The sequence below is a fragment of the Aquimarina sp. I32.4 genome (assembly GCF_002924285.1).
Classification (GTDB): Bacteria; Bacteroidota; Bacteroidia; order Flavobacteriales; family Flavobacteriaceae; genus Aquimarina.
The window spans coordinates 1-18,809 of the sequence record NZ_PGUB01000045.1 but is presented as its reverse complement, the minus strand read 5'-3'; the positions used below and the strand labels follow the sequence as shown (position 1 = coordinate 18,809).

Genomic DNA, 18,809 nt, shown 5'->3' with positions numbered 1-18,809 from the left:
TAGGTAAATCAGAGTGATCCATTTACTAATAATATACGCAGGCAGATGAAAATATATACATTAAAAGCCAAACAAAACCTTCCAATTTCTACTGAAGAAGCTTGGGATTTTCTTGTAAACCCAAAAAACTTAAAGATTATCACCCCTGATTATATGGGTTTTGAAATTTTATCCGGAGATGAACGTATTATGTATTCTGGTCAAATCATACAGTATATTGTCACCCCAATTGCAGGTATCAAAAATAAATGGGTTACAGAAATAACACATATTAAAGACAAAGAGTACTTTGTAGATGAACAACGTTTTGGTCCATATACTTTATGGCATCACACTCATTTTATAAAAGAAATTCCTAATGGTATAGAAATGGAAGATGTTATTCATTATAAAATACCTTTTGGTATTATTGGTCAATGTATTCACCCATTGATTATACGACCAAAACTTAAAGAAATTTTTGAGTATCGTAAGAAAAAACTGATTGAGCTATTCGGTTCAATCGATACAGAAACTACACATCAAATTATCTTTACATAAAAAATTACTTATGAGAAAAAATATTTTACTAATTGGAGGAAGTCATGGTATCGGTTTTGAAATCGCTCTAAAATTATATAATGACCACAATATTTATATTGCATCAAGAACTTCTGAAAACCTTGGTAATCTAGAAGTAACACACATTCCTTATGATGCTTCAAAAGATGAAATAGACATTTCTGTTCTTCCAGAAAGAATTGATGGGTTTGTATATTGCCCAGGTAGTATTAATTTAAAACCATTTAAAGCACTCTCGCCTTCTGTTTTTGAAGAGGATATGCAGATCAATTTTATGTTTTTGATAAAAATAATACACACTTTACTCCCAAAACTAAAAAACTCAGAACAAGCTAGTTTAGTCTTTTTCAGTACTGTCGCTGTAAAGGTAGGAATGCCATTTCACACTAGTATTGCAGCAGCAAAAGGTGCTATAGAAGGTTTTGCTAAAGCCTTGGCTGCAGAATATGCTCCTAAATTCAGAGTGAATGTTATTGCACCTTCTCTTACAGATACTACGTTGGCAAAAAAACTACTAGCAAATGAAAAAAAGAAAGAAATCATGAGTAATAAACACCCTATGAAACGTGTTGGCCAAGCAGAAGACATAGCAAATATTGCTCAATTTTTATTAAGTGATAATAGTAGTTGGATAACAGGTCAAGTTATCGGCGTTGATGGAGGAATGTCTACTCTAAGTATCAACTAAAATGGGTAAAAAAGTAACTATTTTTTGGTTCAGAAGAGATCTTCGTATCGATGATAATACAGGATTACTACAAGCGTTAAAATCAGGTCATCCAGTTTTACCCATATTTATTTTTGACAAACATATTCTAGACAATTTACCAAAAGATGACCCTAGAATCACTTTTATTTTTGAAACCCTACAAAAAATACGATCGAAACTTTTAGAAAAATATAATAGTTCACTTGCTATAGTATATGGTACGCCTCAAAAAGTATTTGAAACTCTTATATCTCAATATCAAATCCATAAAGTATTCACAAATCATGATTATGAACCATATGCCAGAGAACGTGATTCTCAAATAAAAAATCTATTACAAAAAAAAGAAATTCAATTTCAAACCTATAAGGACCAAGTAATCTTTGAAAAAAAAGAAATCACAAAAAATGATGGTACTCCTTATATAGTATACACTCCGTATAAAAATAAATGGAAAGAGTTGTTTCTCTCTTCTACTATAGAAATTCATTCTACAACACCTTTTCTTTCTAACTTAATTAAAAATATAGAACTCCCTAATATCACCCTCCAAGAAATGGGATTTCAGGTATCAACCATAAAGACTCTGGATTATAAAACTTCACCAGACCTTATTCAAAATTATGAAGCAACTAGAAACTACCCTTCAAAAGAAAACGGAACATCTAGACTAGGGCCACATCTTCGTTTTGGAACTGTAGGGATTAGAACAATCGTTAAAAAAGCCATTATTGCAGAAAACCAGACTTTCTTATCAGAACTTATCTGGAGAGAGTTTTTTATGCAAATTTTATGGCATTATCCTTATACCAAAGATTCGTGTTTCAAGCCTAAGTATGATAGAATAGAATGGAGAAACAACGAAAAAGAATTTGACAAATGGATGTCTGGACAAACTGGTTATCCCTTGGTAGATGCAGGAATGCGACAATTAAATCAAACAGGATATATGCACAATCGTGTACGAATGGTAGTTGCTAGCTTTTTATGCAAACACTTATTAATTGATTGGCGATGGGGTGAAGCTTATTTTGCAGAAAAGCTATTAGATTATGATATGTCTGCAAATATAGGTAACTGGCAATGGGCAGCAGGATCAGGTGTAGACGCTGCTCCATATTTCAGGATTTTTAATCCAACCACACAAATCACTAAATTCGACAAACAACATGCATATATTGATACATGGATAAAAGATCGTAATGAATTTTCTTACCCTCACCCAATAGTAGATCACAAAATAGCGCGAGAACGATGCTTAGCGACCTATAAAAAAGCACTGAATTAATATATTTATTGTAATATTTCTTGATAGTAACTATTTAAAGTATTTCGTAATTTACGTACTTTTATAAATCATTGTATTAATCTATAAATTAAATCTTATGAACACACAAGAAGTAGCCAATCGTCTCGTAGAACTATGTCGTCAAGGAGAAAACATGCAAGTCCTTAGTGAATTATATGATAAAAATATTGTAAGTAAAGAAATGCCAGGAAGCCCGAATGAACATGTCTCTGGTATTGATGCTGTAACAAAAAAGAGTGAAGACTGGTTTGCTACTGTAGAAGAGTTTCATAGCAGTGAAATATCTGAACCCGTAGTTGCAGAAAATCATTTTAGTTGTAGCATGAAAATGGATTGTACCTTTAAAGAGCAAGGTCGCATGCAAATAGAAGAAGTTTGTGTATATCAAGTAAATAACGGAAAAATTACACAAGAGCATTTTTTTTATTCTTTGCCAAACTAATTTATTTACTAAACATTAGTAACCTAGGTTTTCTCTGGGATCTGAAGTTAATTGTACTTTTTATTTCAAAAAAAGTATACTCCCAGATTAAAATATCACTGCAAAAATTTCATTATTTGTTGCAGTGCTGGGTTTCTATTATCTTTTTTCCAGATAAAAGACAATGTTGCTTTCTGTGATATTTTGGGTATTTCTAGAAACTTTACATCCAAATCAAATCCCTGTTGTAACGATGTAGGTACAATTGCCACTCCTAGCCCACTTTCTACCAGCTTAAAAATAGTTTGTGCATGTACCGATTTATGAGAAACTTTGGGCGTAAACCCTTTATCCTCACAAATACTCATAATGATATCAAAATATAAAGAACTATAATCTGATGAAAACAAAATAAAATGTTCTCCAGATACTTGTTTAACACTTGTAAATGTTTTTTCTGTAAGATGATGCCTTGATGGTAAAACCAATGAAAATGTATCTGTATGTATCGTTTTCATCTGTATATCTTTGGGTACTCTTGCCAGCCGTACAAACCCGATATCCAATTGATCCTTTTCGATAGCCTCAACCTGAAAATAATTTGACATCTCTTCTAGACTAAATTGTATAGTAGGGTATTCTTCATTTACCTTGACCAATAACTCAGGGATTACTGTTTGCATAGCAGATCCCAAAAAACCTATTCTAATTTCTCCATCACTACCTTTATCAATCAAGCGAGTTTGTTTTACAGTAAAATCAATATGGTTAAAAATATAATCCAGTTCTTTCTTTAAGTAGCTCCCAGCAGCAGTCAAGCTTACTTTTCTCTTATTTCTAATAAAAAGAGTAACCCCCATTATTTCTTCCATTTGCTTAATCTGTCTACTCAAGCCTGGCTGAGAAATAAACAACCGATCTGCCGCTTTTCTAAAATGCAATTCTTCTGCCACTGCCATAAAATATGTAAAATGACGCAATTCTATTTGATAACCCATAGTTATTAATTAATGATCAAATTAGTATTTCTAATTATCAAAAATAAGTCATAAATTGGTACTATCAAATAGAAATATATCAATGTCAAGCATAACACAACATTTTTCGTACGGAGAAGATTATTTAACAGCAGGAATAGCACTTAAAGTTGCCCAGGGAAAAACCCAAGGGATTATTTCTGAAACTTCTCGCAAAAAGATCAAAAAAAGTCGACAAATTGTAGAAAACATAGTCGAAAAAGGAGCGCCTGTATACGGTATAAACACAGGATTTGGACCACTTTGTACTACCAAAATTTCTAAAGAAGAAACTAATATATTACAAAGTAATATTCTACAAAGTCATAGTGTTGGTGTAGGAGAACCTATTGATACAGAGATAGCCAAACTTATGTTGATTCTCAAGATTCAATCTTTATCCAAAGGGTATTCTGGTATTGCAGAAGAAACCTTAGATAGAATCTTATGGCATATCGATAATGATGCCATACCGATCGTTCCTTGTCAAGGATCTGTAGGAGCTTCTGGGGATCTTGCTCCTCTTTCTCACCTGTTTTTACCCTTACTTGGTTTGGGTAAAGTAGAATACCAAGGTAAAACGATCACAACTGCCACATTATTCAAAGCAACGGGTTTACAGCCTCTAGACTTAGGTCCAAAAGAAGGATTAGCTTTAATAAACGGAACTCAGTTTATCGCGGCACATGCAGTACAAGTTGTATCAAAATTACAAAGTTGCTTATCACAAGCTGATATTATAGGAGCAATGATGATTGAAGGATTGCAAGGCTCTGTAAAACCATTTTTTGAAGAGTTACATCAATTACGTCCTTATAAAGGAAATATACATGTAGCTGCTAGAATCAAGTCTTTATTAACTGATTCTGAAATTATGGAGGATCATATTGATTGTGATCGCGTTCAAGATCCTTATTCCCTTCGTTGTATGCCACAAGTACATGGGGCTTCTAGAAATGCATGGTTACATCTAAAAGAATTACTAGAAGTAGAACTTAACTCTGTAACTGATAATCCTATCATTATAAATGAAGATTTAACCATCAGTGGTGGTAGTTTTCATGGACAACCATTGGCAATGGCTATTGACTATGCATGTTTGGCAGCATCAGAAGTCGGTAATATTTCTGATAGAAGAATTTATCTTTCCCTAGAAGGGAATTCTCCTGGTGTTCCAAAATTATTGATGCAAGATACAGGTATCAACTCTGGATATATGATCTTACAATATACTACTGCTGCATTAGCTAGTGAAAACAAAGGATTATGCTTTCCGTCAAGTGCAGATAGTATTCCTACTTCATTAGGACAAGAAGATCATGTAAGTATGGGATCAATCGGTGGTAGAAAAGCCTTGAGGGTTATTGATAATGTAGAGAAAATATTAGCAATAGAATTATTAACAGCAGCGCAGGCTTTTGAGTTTAGAAAACCTCTGAAATCTGGAGCTATTCTTAATGAAATACATAAAGAACTAAGAACAGTAGTACCATTTGCTGAGAAAGACCGAGTATTTGCTGATGATATCGAAAAAGGTATAGAAATTATCAAGAATAGAGTGATACTTACTATTGCTAATGAAACAGCTGAAAAAGGGCAATTATCAATTGACACACAGTTTTCTGATATTTTTGAAAACTATTAGAAAAAATCATAGCAAAATACTTAGTAAAAACATACGATGGAAAAATATAAATTAATAGGCCCTATAAAACAGCTTGTTTCTTTAGAAAAAGCACACTCTAAAGGAGCTATAAAAGATGAAGATCTTGTTATTGTAGAAAATGCGGGTATCATCATCAAAAATGAACAAGTCTATGCAACAGGCCTTTTTTCTGATCTGAAAAAGAAAGCTCAAGAACTCAATGCCGAAATTATAGAATTAGACACAGAGTATGTATGTACCCCTGGGTTTATTGATGCACACACACATATTTGTTTTTCTGGTTCGAGAGCAAATGATTATGCTATGCGAAATGGCGGAAAATCCTATCTTGAAATAGCAGCAGCTGGAGGAGGAATTTGGGACACTGTCACACAAACCAGAAAAGCGGACCTACAAACACTCACCGATGGAGTAATAAAAAGAGCTGATGCTTTATTAGCAAAAGGAATTACTACTATCGAAGCAAAAAGTGGATATGGACTTTCTATAGAGGAAGAACTCAAAATGCTACGTGCTATAAAAAAGGCTGAATCTATAACTACTGCAGATTTGATTTCTACATGTCTAGCTGCACATATACTGCCAAAAGATTTTGATGGAGACCACAAGGCTTATCTAGAAGAAATTAGCACTACTCTATTCCCTATACTCAAAGAAGAAAACCTGACCAATAGGATTGATGCTTTTGTAGAAGAAGGAGCTTTTTTACCTGATCATATATATCCTTATTTTGAAAAAGCAACAGCTATGGGGTTCGATATCACTGTTCATGCTGATCAGTTTAATGCAGGAGGTAGTGAAGTTGCTGTAAAAGTAGGTGCTGTAAGTGCTGATCATCTAGAAGCTAGTAGTGATCAAGAGATCAAGATACTAGCACAAAGTGATGTAGTCTCTGTAGCTTTACCTGGAGCCTCTATAGGTTTGGGGTGTGATTTTACCCCTGCCAGAAAAATTTTGGATCAAGGAGGAGCTCTAGCTATAGCTAGTGACTGGAACCCTGGTTCTGCACCAATGGGTGAGTTACTTATACAAGCTTGTATTCTAGGAACATTTCAAAAATTAAGTAATGCAGAAGTACTTGCAGGAATAACCTATAGAGCAGCCAATGCCCTTAATCTTACTGATAGAGGAAGAATCTCTTCGGGGATGTTGGCAGATTTTAACCTGTTCCCTACAGATCATTTTAATGAGATTTTTTACCATCAAGGAAAAATCCTTCCTTCTCAAGTATGGAAACGAGGACAATTAGTATATCAAAAATAACATCAAAACCTTATAAATACTAACTATTATTGATAGCGTATTTATGGGATCTAAAAAATAAATGACATCATGACTTTCAAAGAGCAAATACTTCAAGGAATTCCTGAAACATTACCTGCAAAGAAACCTTTGGACTCAAACATCAGTCGTGCCCCTAAGAGAAAACAAATTCTTTCTGATGAAGAAAAGAAACTGGCTCTTAGAAATGCACTCCGTTATTTCCCCAAAGATTGGCACCAAGAACTTATTCCTGAGTTTCTAGATGAACTTAATACATTTGGACGTATCTATATGTATAGATTTATGCCAGAGCATAAAATATATGCTCGCCCAATAGATGAATACCCTGCCAATACCAAACAGGCCGCAGGAATCATGTTGATGATTCAAAATAACCTAGATCATGCCATTGCACAACACCCATATGAATTGATTACGTATGGAGGTAATGGAGCTGTTTTTCAAAACTGGGCGCAATACCTTCTTACAATGAAGTATTTGGCTACAATGACAGAAGATCAAACCCTACATATATATTCTGGCCACCCTATGGGATTATTTCCTTCTTCAAAAGATGCTCCAAGAGTAGTTGTGACTAATGGGATGATGATTCCTAATTACTCACAACCTGATGATTGGGAAAAATACAATGCTCTGGGAGTTACACAATATGGACAAATGACTGCGGGAAGTTATATGTATATAGGCCCTCAAGGGATTGTACATGGCACCACGATTACGGTAATGAATGCTTTTAGAAAAACACTACCTCCTAATGAATCATCGGCAGGGAAAATATTTTTGACCTCTGGATTAGGAGGTATGAGTGGTGCACAGCCTAAAGCAGGAAATATTGCAGGATGTATCACCATTTGTGCAGAAGTAAACCCTATGGCAGCTCAAAAACGTCATGAACAAGGGTGGGTAGATGAAATCATTGACGACATAAACATACTGGTAACCAGAACTCAAAAAGCAATAGATCAAAAAGAAATAGTATCGATTGCCTATCAAGGTAATGTAGTTGATATTTGGGAACGATTTTATGATGAGAATATTCATATTCAATTAGGTTCTGACCAAACATCATTACACAATCCATGGTCAGGAGGGTATTATCCTGTTGGATTAAGCTATGACGAATCCAATGCACTGATAAGCAATGACCCTAAAACTTTCAAAAATAAAGTACAGGCATCTTTACGCAGACATGCCAATGCTATTAATAGGCATACCAATAGAGGTACTTATTTCTTTGATTATGGAAATGCTTTCTTACTAGAAGCATCTCGTGCAGGAGCAGATATCATTGCTGATAATGGTATTGATTTTAAATATCCATCGTATGTACAGGATATCCTAGGTCCTATGTGTTTTGATTATGGGTTTGGGCCATTCAGATGGGTATGTACTTCTGGTAAATCTGAAGACTTGGATACCACCGATCAGATTGCACTGGAAGTCATGGAATCTATAAAAAAAGTATCTCCGCAAGAAATCCAACAGCAAATGCAGGATAATATTACCTGGATTAGAGAAGCTAAACAAAATAAACTTGTGGTTGGTTCACAAGCTCGTATTCTATATGCAGATGCAGAAGGGCGTGTTAAAATTGCCGAAGCATTTAATCAAGCTATTAAAAGTGGGAAAATATCTGCCCCTGTAGTATTAGGGAGAGATCATCATGATGTGAGTGGTACTGATTCACCATACAGAGAAACCAGTAATATTTATGATGGTAGTAAATTTACTGCAGATATGGCAATTCATAATGTTATCGGAGATAGTTTCAGAGGAGCTACATGGGTTTCTATTCACAATGGTGGTGGCGTTGGATGGGGAGAAGTAATCAATGGTGGATTCGGGATGTTACTAGATGGAACTGCTGAGGCTTCAGAAAAATTAGAACGTATGTTATTTTATGATGTAAATAATGGAATTTCTAGAAGAAGTTGGGCCAGAAACGAAGAAGCTTTGTTTGCTATAAAACGAGAGATGGAAAGAACCCCTAAACTCAAAGTAACACTGCCTAATCTGGTTGATGATGAACTACTAGAAAATTTATAACCGATCACAAGTATCAAATTTCAACAAAAGTAGTGTTCTATAAACTACTGCGAAGCAAGCCCACGAGTATTCGTTTGAAACGAATCTTTAATTTAGATGCAAACTTCGGAGTATTAAAATCTCACTTAGTGAGTAAATTAATATAGTAACACTACTTTTGTTTATATTCACTATCTATGGAAATTACAATTGTACCTTCTCAATCATTCAAAACAACTTCTTGGGCTGGTGGAGATACCACTCAATTTTATATGTACCCTCCTGATTCAAAGTATCAACAACTGGATTTTGATTTTAGATTAAGTATGGCTACTGTAGTAGCAGAAGAATCGGTGTTTACACCACTTCCTGATATCTCCAGAAAATTAATGGTCTTAGATGGTACTATAACTTTGAAGCATGAGAACAGGTATTCAAAACAGCTTAGCCCCTATGATGTAGATGAGTTTGAAGGAGGATGGGAAACCTCTTCTTTTGGGCAATGTACCGATTTTAATCTAATGACTTCTGGTACTACTACAGGAGAGTTAAAAGCTTTTGATTACTCACAAAATAAACAATTTGAATATCATGCAAATGACGAATCAGATTGGTTATTTGTATATGTGTATGCAGGAAATGCTACAATAAACATTCAAGATAAAAAATATAGTCTCAATAAAGGTGATCTCTTGGCTATACATTCTTTAACCTCTATAACCACCATACACAATCACCTTACAGCGGGTAGTATATTGGTTATTGCTGAAATAGCAAATCAAAAATAACATGGATTTATTCAACATAAAAAAGGCAGAAGCTCCTGCTGTTCCTATCATTATAAGTGTGCCCCACTCAGGAACTAAATTTCCTAAGGAAATAAAAAAGCACTATAAAAAAAGAATGCGCAAACATATTGATGATACAGATTGGTATGTAGACCGATTATATGAGTTTGCTCCTTTATTAGGTATCACTGTAATCAAAGCCAATCTAAGCAGGTGGGTAATTGACCTCAACAGGGATCCAGAGAGTGTCCCTTTATACAATGATAATAGACTTATCACAAGCAACACTCCTATTACTGATTTCTATGGTAATAAAATCTATAAATCAGATGATCACGAACCAGATCAGGAGGAAATAAAAAGGCGTTTAGATACTTATTATTGGCCATATTACAGGCAAATCGAAGCCTTGATCGAAGAAAGAAAAAAACAATTTGATCATGTATTACTTTGGGATGCTCACTCGATTCGTCATAAAGTAAGTACCATTCAAAAAGATCCGTTTCCTGATATGATTCTAGGAAATAATGATCAAAAAACAGCACACCCACAATTGATTACAACTGCATTGCAAGGGCTACAGTCTGGCGAGTTTGATATACACCACAATACCCCTTTCAAAGGAGGGCATATTACTCGTTATTTTGGAAAACCAACAAATAATGTGCACACCCTGCAATTAGAAATGAATAAGATATTATACATGGATGATAATGAAATAACGTATAATCAAGACAGGGCACACAAAGTACAAAAAGTACTACAACATACCATAAAGAGTTTAATCGATACGATGCATACAATATCATGAGCACCTATTATTTTAAAGCAATATTACAAAACAACGGCTGGCAAGAAAATACAGGAATCACTGTAAATGACGAGGGTATCATAACAGATATCTTTTCTTTTGACCCACAAAAGACACCTAATAAAGGGAATACATATTATGGCGTTCCTGGGTTTCAGAATGCACATTCACATGCGTTTCAATACGCAATGGCTGGCTTGGCAGAAAAACATGAAGGAGGAGCAAATCCAGATGATTTTTGGGGGTGGAGAGAAGCTATGTATCAATTGGCATTATCTATGAATCCCGATCAAATGGAAGCTATTGCAACGATGTTATATGCAGAGATGGCGCGTCATGGGTATACCAATGTTGCCGAGTTTCATTATGTACATCATGATAAAAACGGAACGCCATATTCAAATCTTTCTGAAATGGGAAGTCGTATGATTGCTGCTGCAAAAACAGCAGGAATTGGTATTACCTTAGTTCCTATCTTTTATCAAAAAGGAGGATTTGGGCAAGCTCCAGGAGAAAGACAAAGAAGGTTTATCTCTCCTACTATTGATTCTTATGTAAGTCTTTTGGAATCTAGCAGAGAAGCTTGCAAACAATATCAACATGCTAATATTGGAATGGGTATTCATTCTATGAGAGGTGTAGAACCTACTGATATTGCCGAAATAGCAAAATCAGGCCCGCAGGATATTCCTTTTCATATTCATGTATCAGAGCAATTAAAAGAAATTGAAGATTCTATTACATACCTAGGCAAAAGACCTGTAGAATGGCTATTGGATCATGTAGATCTCAATGATAGATTTCATTTGGTACATGCTACTCACTTAACTGATTCTGAGATTAACGGGATTGCTAATAGCAAAGCCAATGTAGTAATTTGTCCTAGTACAGAGGGTAATTTAGGTGATGGGTTATTTCCTTTAAGAAAATATCAGGAACAAGGTGGTAAATGGAGTATTGGTACTGATAGCCATGTTGGGTTGAATCCTCTAGAGGAGCTACGAATTCTGGATTACGGACAACGATTGATATCACATAAAAGAAATACTTATTTTTCTGAACAACAAAAAGACAGTGGTATGTATGCTATACAAATGGCTACAATTGCTGGTAGAAAGGCTATGAATAATTTTGTTGCAGATTTCTTTACAATTGGACAACCATTAAACGCATGTCTTTTTCATACCACTTCTCCACTATTAGCTACTACTTCTATACAAAATCTGTCATCATCGATTGTATATACCACAGATTCTAGTATGCATTATGGCACCATTGCCAACGGAAAAATGATCGTGAATAATAACCGCCATAACAACTATGACGAAATCAAACAAAACTTTATAAAAACTATCAATGAACTAAAAAACAGATAATCTCTTTTTGGTTTATTATACACATATTGATAATCCATGCACCAAGCTTATACTTGGTACATGGATTTCTTTCTATTATTACGTATGTAATACCATTTACACTTTGAATTTACCGCAATAACATTCTCTTTTTCGCCTATACTTCAAAATAAAAAATAGCTGATTTTCTTTTACGGTAAAGATCATTAAGAAACATCTGAATTATAAGCTCTACAAATGGATGAAATCAAAAGAAAGAAAAACGCATCGAGAACTTCGCCTACATCCAATCTAGTTTCAAAAAAGCGAGCCTATAAATCAGTATTAAAACATTTATTCTAGGGTCAAAAAAGAAAAATGAGGCTCGTTAAAAAAATATAATTAAATTTGAAATTAAACGTATAAAACGTTGAATTTATTAATCACCTAAATATCAGTACTTAACATTTGACGTTAGTTGGAAACTAAAAATGAAACTTATCTATAAAATTATATTAGGAATACTAATCTGTATATTTATTATTATTTATTGGGTAAGTACTATAACAGAAGGAGAATATTATAGGCGTCATAGTCCAGACGGACAATACAGTATTTATGCATCTAGAGACAAATACTTTAATATCAAAATTCCATTCGAAAAGTTAGGAGATACAGGTGGAAAAATACATCTTTACGATGAATTAGAGAATAAATTGGTTGGTTCTTCTTCTATTGATATGATTTCAAACATTAACGAGTTATTTTGGAATGAAGAGGAAGTATACTCAAAAGGTTCTATGCGCAACATTAAACTGCCTAGAAAAATAAATACTAAAACAATAAAGGAATATTACAAAACAATTCCTGTAAAATATTCTTGGAATCTTTTTATTCAAGGAAGGCATTACAAAGTTGATGAGGTGTCCCATAGAAGACTAGTAGTTAGCGATGAAAACGGAAAACTTCTATTACAAGGTATTCAACATATTTCCCGAATAAATAATGGCTTTCAAGTACTAAACAAGAATACCAAGATTGAATATTATGATATAGAATTAAATAAACTTAAAAATCCTCCTGACATAAAACTAAAGTATAATGAAGTATGTGGAAATATCACAACCTATGGCCTCAAAATAGAAGAAGCCGAAAAGTATTATATTTTAAAAAAAGCAGTTGGCTTCACTAATTACAATTTCAATAATTACACAGCTATTGATTCAGTAAAAAAACAAAAAGTAAAAGATATTTATTTTTTAAATAAGGAACGTAAATTAGAATATAATGCAAATTCCCCAATGTCAGAATATGTAATCATAAATTATGGAACATATTTCGGGGTTTTAGAAGGTACATCTGGAATTCAATATTTTGATTCAGTAGAATTTTCTGAATCCCCTATAAAAATAATGAGAAATGGATTATACGGGTATTATAACATAACACCAACTCATTTTTTAGAGATAAATTCTTTTGAATTCAATTTAGCCAAATTCAAAGATCAAAATAATAGAAAAGGATATATTGATATCTATGGAAATAAATATTACAAATAAACAATTGCCAGTCAATAAAAAATAAATTCATGGGAGAACTTTTACTATTAATTATTTCATTTTTTATCTTCATTTTTTTATGTATTATAGGATTAAAAAAAAAGAAAGGAAGTATAAATGCTATAGAAATAATACTTTTTATTATTTACATAATATCTTTTGCTTTATTTGCGCTGGGACTTTTAACTCACTCAAATCAATACTATACAGCAATAGACCCAATAGATCCAGAATGTTACATACCTTTTGGAGGACAACATATTATAACACTACTTCTCTATTTTATTTGCTTTAATGTTTCGGCAGTATTGATCTGGGTCAAAGGAAGAAAGTTACCCCCATTAATTCTTGTTTTATCTCTTATTTTTTTATTTATAGGCATCGTAATCAATTTAGTCATTCTTTTACAAATCACCTCTCATAATACAGAAAGCTTAGGTCATTATAAAGAAAATGCAGGAACATTCCTCTTTATATTTACACCTTTATTAAGCTTTATTATCGCTTTATTACTTATAATCCAAATTATCCGAAAAGAAAAAATAATAGCCAAAAACAAAACCTATAAAAATAATTTTTTGAATTATTGTAATACCATTTTAGCAAATAGATTTGATGAATCTATTTGGGCTTTAATACTTTTTATTCCTTTTTTTATTATTATAACAATAATTCTAACGCTATTTGGGCAAGATATAGATTCTATTTCTAAAGTATTTACAGAAACAACAACTTGGGCTTTTTCTCAAAAAACACACCCTCCAATTCTTGACCATCAAGGACATTATCTATGCACAGTTGCCGCTAAAGGAAGCCCTAAAATTGTTAAACCAATTCGCCTAGGAAAGAGAAATGCAAAAATAATAATTGTAAATCGACAATTACAAATAGCCAACGCTTTTGAAGAAATGATACAAGATCTATCTCCAAAATTTCATAATTTCGTTAGAACTAATTATGATAAATATGGATACAATCTTTCTCTAAAAATCAATTCTAAAACAGGTTCAAATATCACATACATTTTAATGAAACCTTTGGAATGGGTTTTCTTAATCTCTTTATATTTAATATGTAAAACTCCTGAAAAAAAAATATCAAAACAATATAAGATATAAGCTCCTTATTTTTAGATAAATAAACATAATACCCTATAGCTCCATTGATTAAATAATTTGCTTTCATTATCACCATGCAAAATGACTTTATCGACAACGCCAAGGCTGAATTTACTAAAACATTATATAATACTCGAAATGAAAAAAATACGGAAAAATAAATGGAAGCTCCTTTTACTTGTCTTTCTTAGTTTATTTCTGCTATGGATAAACTATGTGTATGTCTCTTATTCCTCTAATGAATTGATTTTTGATAATAGTAATGATATCCCAAAATCTGAGTACGCTCTATTTCTTGGAACACCAAAATATTTATCTGATGGAAGTGTTAATAATTATTATAAAAATCGAATAACATCTGTAGTCGAATTATACACAAAAAAGAAAATAAAGAAAATCATTATTAGTGCTGACACCTTAAATAAATATAAGGAAAATGAGGTTGAATTAATAAAATCTGATTTAATTCAAAAAGGAATAAATGAATCTAATTTGATGTTGGATAAAAATGGTAATCGAACTTGGAAATCTATTATAAACTTAAATGATAATATCATTATTGGTAAAATTATTCTAATCTCTCAAAGGTTTCATTTAGAAAGAGCTATATATATTACTAAAGAAAAAAACATTGATGCAATCGGATTTGAGGCAAAAGGAAAAATGTCTAAAAAATTATGGGTAAGAGAAATTCTAGCAAGAGTTAAAATGCAAATAGATTTTATAATCAACTAATAAAAATCATATAATCGCATAGATAAATGGTGGTTCTATACACTTTATGAGATAGTATCTTTCTTTTTTAGAATTACCTGTTATTAAACAACTATATTCCCTACAAGGTTTTCTTTTACATAATCAAAGTACTTTAATACAATTTCAGAATCAATACTAGGAAATAAAATTCTAGTTTAGCTGTAAGTTCGTATCGCTCCGAGCAATTACATCTTTCTTAGCTTTATAAGCTGAGTTAGCTTTGCGGCAAACAATTATTAGTTTTATGGCAAAAAAAGATATACATCGCAGATACAAAAGTTAGTAAATCAGTTTAAGGATTCTGGTTAGAGTCAGAAGGAATTTGTGGCAGCGCATGAGTTGAAAAAGGTAAATTGTATTATTGGATTTCCAAATTATCAAAACCACAGCAATCAGCCACTCCTTTAACTACTCCAAAAAAAGGTTTTGTTGTTATAGAAGTTACGCCAGAGCAAGAAGGTCGCAATATTATGATCCGCCTGAAAAGTAAATATTTGTAAATTTTTCTCAACAACTACAAGAAAACCAAAACACATAATAACCTGATAATCAATAAACACTTTTTATTTTACGTAAATTCAAGGTGTAACTGGCATAAATAAATTCTATTCTTTTTTTTAGATAACTCTATAAATCGACTTAAATTAACCCTGATTATTCATAAATACCTTTTTTTAATAGGTTTATATTGACTATATTTTTTTGTATGATAAAAATGGAAGAAAATAAATTGGACAACCCTGTTTGGAATTCTTTGAATGAAACCCATCATAGTCTAGCACTAGATTATAATGGTAGTAAGTTTTACAATCCAGAGTATTGTCTTTTTGGTGGTTTTAGAAACGGTGATAGTTCAGAAAAAGGTATTTATGAATATTCATCCTTAACTAAAGATTTTTATGTCGTTGGAGAAAAACCACTATTCAGTAATCCAATAGTATTATATAAAGATTTGATTTGTAATCAAATGCTCCTTGAAAAACCTATTGATACAGAAATACGCGAGCAAATTGTTGAGTTAACATCTAAAAAACAAAAAACAGACTTATTTGATCTGGTAAATTTGGTTCAGCCTGGTTATTTTAATAAAAAAACATCGGATTTAGGAAAATATTTCGGAATCTATAAAAATGATGAATTAATTGCTGTAACGGGAGAAAGAATGAAAATGAATGAGTTTACAGAGATCAGTGCTGTAGTAACTCGCCCTAATCATACAGGAAAGGGTTATGCTAAACAACTAATAACGTATACTACGAATCAAATTTTTGATGAAGGTAAAACTCCATATTTACATGTTGTAACATCAAATATTGGAGCAATCAAACTTTATGAAAAATTGGGCTTTGTTACCAGGCGTAAAATAAGCTTTTGGAATTTAAAAACGATTTAATCCTCTTTATGAGATAGTATTATAATTCAGTACCTAGAAAAGATATACTTTTACTTAGGGTTTAACGTTAACCACCCTAAAACACGATCGTTATCTATATAATATTTTTTTTCTTTATCAATTATTCTATATTTTTCTCTACTTTCTCCAAAAGGTCCAGGGTTTTGTTGAATTATCGTGATACTATCCTGCGTTGTTTCTGCTACAATAGCTACATGCCCATAAGGGTTCCATAAACTTCTGCTAAAAATTATGATATCATTAATTTTTGGTTTTGTCTCTGCCCCATTATGATACTGCAATAAATTTCTTTGTTTGTTTAGCGCTCCATCCTGTAGTGTTTCATCAAAAAAATCCTTTGCATTACCATAGGTATCAGGCATCTTATGATTTAAATGCTCATAATAGTACCTTTTTATAAATTCTACACATTGATACTTAATTCCTAAATTATAGCCATCTGGCGCAAGGTTTCTACCATCAGTATGTGATACTCCCCCATTGTAATACACTTTTACATGATGAAGGCTATCTATCACTTGCCCAACTTCATATTCTGTATTAAAGTTGATCTTTTTTACCATCTTGATTCCTAGAAATAGTAAAATTAAAACGGCTATAAAAATGAGTACTTTGTATTTCATCTATATGGGTTTAAATATCTAATTATGATGTATCAAAAATACATTTTACAACGGGTTATCATACCAAATTAACCATTAAATGACGCATATCATCTTGTTCTTTTTTTAAGCTTTTGTTGTTTTTATAATAGCATATCCAGCACCAACACAAACTAAGCCTAGAAATACTGTAAGAATAGGAAATATCCACATTATAAAAAAACCGCCTTCTATAGCATTTTTTGGATTATCTATTTTATATAGGATTCTTCTCGTCTTGAAAAAAGACTTAGAGTTACTAGAAACTGTTGACTCTAGTTTATAACTAGTTTCTAATACTGTATACTCGATGATAGGGGTGTAATACGTTTCATTCTTTTCTCTATCCCATTCTTCACTATAACCTGTTATAGTACCTTTTGCAACTTCACCATTTAACTCATAGTCTATTCCTTTTGTAATTTTACCTCCTCCTATATAGATCATATACCCTCCAAACAAAAAAGTAGCCAATAGTATTGCATAGTATAGACACCCTTTAAAAGTACTAGACTCCATAAGGTTCTAAAATAATTGGTTTACTAATAATAGCTCGTTTTTATTCATTTTATCTATTATCATCAGACTCAGAAATAGTTTCCTCTATCACTCCTCCATTTTTTTCATACTCCTTAGCGTCTTTATCAGAGAGTTCAATAATTTCTATATGAGTTGCATCATTCTTTTTCTCGGGTTTCTCATCTTTATTATTTTGCTTTTTTTGATCATTCTTATAGTATTCAATAGCTTCGTTAGCTCTTATGAATTCTGATTCTTTTTCTTCTTCTCCGTATGTTTTTAAATCTAAATAAATCAAAAAGCATATCATATATTGCACATCTCTATTACCAAAATATTCAACAGGAAACTCTTTTTCTAAAATTGTGACCAGTGAAGTATCTTGTGAATATTTAGTGGTTACATCTCCGTGAATTATAAAATTTATAAAATCAGTATTGATTTTCATAAACGTGCTAAGGGCACCTTTCTTGAATTCTTCTTTTTTAGATGAATCCAAATGACAAGTATTTGATTTTTCATCATGATGATCAAATAATTGAATGTTTTTCTGAGTTATTTTGGCTAGCTGTTGTTTTGCCCCCTATAAAACAAGAGTAATCTTTTAAATTTGGATTATTAATTATGCTACTCTATTTTTCATTAAAATTAAGTGTTTGTCTTTGTTCCATTTTTCCATAGGAGTTATTCTTCCCAATAGTCCATGATGCCTTACGTTGTTATAGAAAACCACATATCTTTTTAGTATTTGTTGAATCTCTCCAAATGTTCTATACTCAAATCGTTGAAAGACTTCTTTTTTAAGTATTCCATGATAAGCTTCTACATGTGCATTTTCCTCTGGTGTAGCAACATGAGTAAACTCTTGACTTACCCCT

General features: G+C 32.3%; 19 protein-coding genes. 14 read left to right on the top strand and 5 right to left on the bottom strand.

From position 1 onward, the window contains the following. Positions 1–45 precede the first annotated feature (45 nt). From CVD18_RS11615 to CVD18_RS11600, 4 genes are all read left to right on the top strand, one after another. The gene (locus CVD18_RS11615) at positions 46–540 is read left to right on the top strand and encodes an SRPBCC family protein (protein WP_103865613.1); all 495 of its coding nucleotides are present in this window, start codon (positions 46–48) and stop codon (positions 538–540) included. Between the two features lie 10 nt (positions 541–550). Then, on the top strand, positions 551–1,249 hold the full coding sequence (locus CVD18_RS11610; RefSeq protein ID WP_103865612.1) for an SDR family NAD(P)-dependent oxidoreductase: 699 nt from the start codon (positions 551–553) through the stop codon (positions 1,247–1,249). Between the two features lies 1 nt (position 1,250). After that, entirely contained in the window at positions 1,251–2,558 is a 1,308-nt protein-coding gene (locus tag CVD18_RS11605; RefSeq protein WP_103865611.1) for a deoxyribodipyrimidine photo-lyase, read from the top strand. Between the two features lie 97 nt (positions 2,559–2,655). Next, entirely contained in the window at positions 2,656–3,021 is a 366-nt protein-coding gene (locus tag CVD18_RS11600) for a SnoaL-like domain-containing protein (RefSeq protein ID WP_103865610.1), read from the top strand. Between the two features lie 95 nt (positions 3,022–3,116). On the opposite strand, the gene CVD18_RS11595 is transcribed toward CVD18_RS11600, so the two are convergent. Continuing rightward, entirely contained in the window at positions 3,117–3,998 is an 882-nt protein-coding gene (locus tag CVD18_RS11595) for a LysR family transcriptional regulator (RefSeq protein WP_103865609.1), read from the bottom strand. 82 nt (positions 3,999–4,080) lie between these two features. Between CVD18_RS11595 and hutH the strand changes: the two genes are divergently transcribed. From hutH to CVD18_RS11545, 10 genes are all read left to right on the top strand, one after another. Then, positions 4,081–5,661 carry a histidine ammonia-lyase gene (hutH, locus tag CVD18_RS11590; protein WP_103865608.1) on the top strand — a complete coding sequence of 527 codons (1,581 nt, stop codon included), beginning with the start codon at positions 4,081–4,083 and terminating at the stop codon, positions 5,659–5,661. A gap of 36 nt (positions 5,662–5,697) precedes the next feature. After that, positions 5,698–6,945: an imidazolonepropionase gene (gene hutI, locus CVD18_RS11585; RefSeq protein WP_103865607.1), complete on the top strand. Its 1,248-nt coding sequence runs from the start codon at positions 5,698–5,700 to the stop codon at positions 6,943–6,945. Between the two features lie 69 nt (positions 6,946–7,014). Then, entirely contained in the window at positions 7,015–9,012 is a 1,998-nt protein-coding gene (locus CVD18_RS11580) for a urocanate hydratase (RefSeq protein ID WP_103865606.1), read from the top strand. Between the two features lie 176 nt (positions 9,013–9,188). Continuing rightward, positions 9,189–9,779 carry a HutD family protein gene (locus tag CVD18_RS11575; RefSeq protein WP_103865605.1) on the top strand — a complete coding sequence of 197 codons (591 nt, stop codon included), beginning with the start codon at positions 9,189–9,191 and terminating at the stop codon, positions 9,777–9,779. A gap of 1 nt (position 9,780) precedes the next feature. Beyond that, positions 9,781–10,590, top strand: coding sequence for an N-formylglutamate amidohydrolase (locus CVD18_RS11570; protein WP_103865604.1), 810 nt, complete (start codon positions 9,781–9,783; stop codon positions 10,588–10,590). Next, entirely contained in the window at positions 10,587–11,966 is a 1,380-nt protein-coding gene (gene hutF / locus CVD18_RS11565; protein ID WP_103865603.1) for a formimidoylglutamate deiminase, read from the top strand. Before CVD18_RS11570 ends, hutF begins: the two co-directional genes overlap by 4 nt. A 449-nt stretch (positions 11,967–12,415) precedes the next feature. Then, positions 12,416–13,483 carry a hypothetical protein gene (locus CVD18_RS11560; protein WP_103865602.1) on the top strand — a complete coding sequence of 356 codons (1,068 nt, stop codon included), beginning with the start codon at positions 12,416–12,418 and terminating at the stop codon, positions 13,481–13,483. Between the two features lie 29 nt (positions 13,484–13,512). Then, on the top strand, positions 13,513–14,601 hold the full coding sequence (locus CVD18_RS11555; RefSeq protein ID WP_103865601.1) for a DUF6688 family protein: 1,089 nt from the start codon (positions 13,513–13,515) through the stop codon (positions 14,599–14,601). A 138-nt stretch (positions 14,602–14,739) separates the two neighbouring features. Further along, on the top strand, positions 14,740–15,336 hold the full coding sequence (locus tag CVD18_RS11550) for a vancomycin high temperature exclusion protein (protein WP_158250442.1): 597 nt from the start codon (positions 14,740–14,742) through the stop codon (positions 15,334–15,336). 736 nt (positions 15,337–16,072) lie between these two features. After that, entirely contained in the window at positions 16,073–16,750 is a 678-nt protein-coding gene (locus CVD18_RS11545; RefSeq protein WP_233194535.1) for a GNAT family N-acetyltransferase, read from the top strand. 50 nt (positions 16,751–16,800) lie between these two features. Here the strand turns inward: CVD18_RS11545 and CVD18_RS11540 are convergent, their stop codons facing one another. From CVD18_RS11540 to CVD18_RS11525, 4 genes are all read right to left on the bottom strand, one after another. Then, positions 16,801–17,394 carry a CHAP domain-containing protein gene (locus tag CVD18_RS11540; RefSeq protein ID WP_103865598.1) on the bottom strand — a complete coding sequence of 198 codons (594 nt, stop codon included), beginning with the start codon at positions 17,392–17,394 and terminating at the stop codon, positions 16,801–16,803. A gap of 105 nt (positions 17,395–17,499) precedes the next feature. After that, positions 17,500–17,931 (bottom strand): DUF3592 domain-containing protein, encoded by a 432-nt coding sequence (locus CVD18_RS11535; RefSeq protein ID WP_103865597.1) that lies wholly within the window; start codon positions 17,929–17,931, stop codon positions 17,500–17,502. 49 nt (positions 17,932–17,980) lie between these two features. Continuing rightward, a complete protein-coding gene (locus tag CVD18_RS11530) occupies positions 17,981–18,430 on the bottom strand; it encodes a hypothetical protein (protein WP_103865596.1) in 450 nt (149 codons plus the stop codon). Positions 18,431–18,553: 123 nt separating this feature from the next. Beyond that, positions 18,554–18,809 (bottom strand): integrase core domain-containing protein (locus CVD18_RS11525; RefSeq protein ID WP_146052742.1); only part of this gene is annotated, 256 nt, incomplete at its 5' end.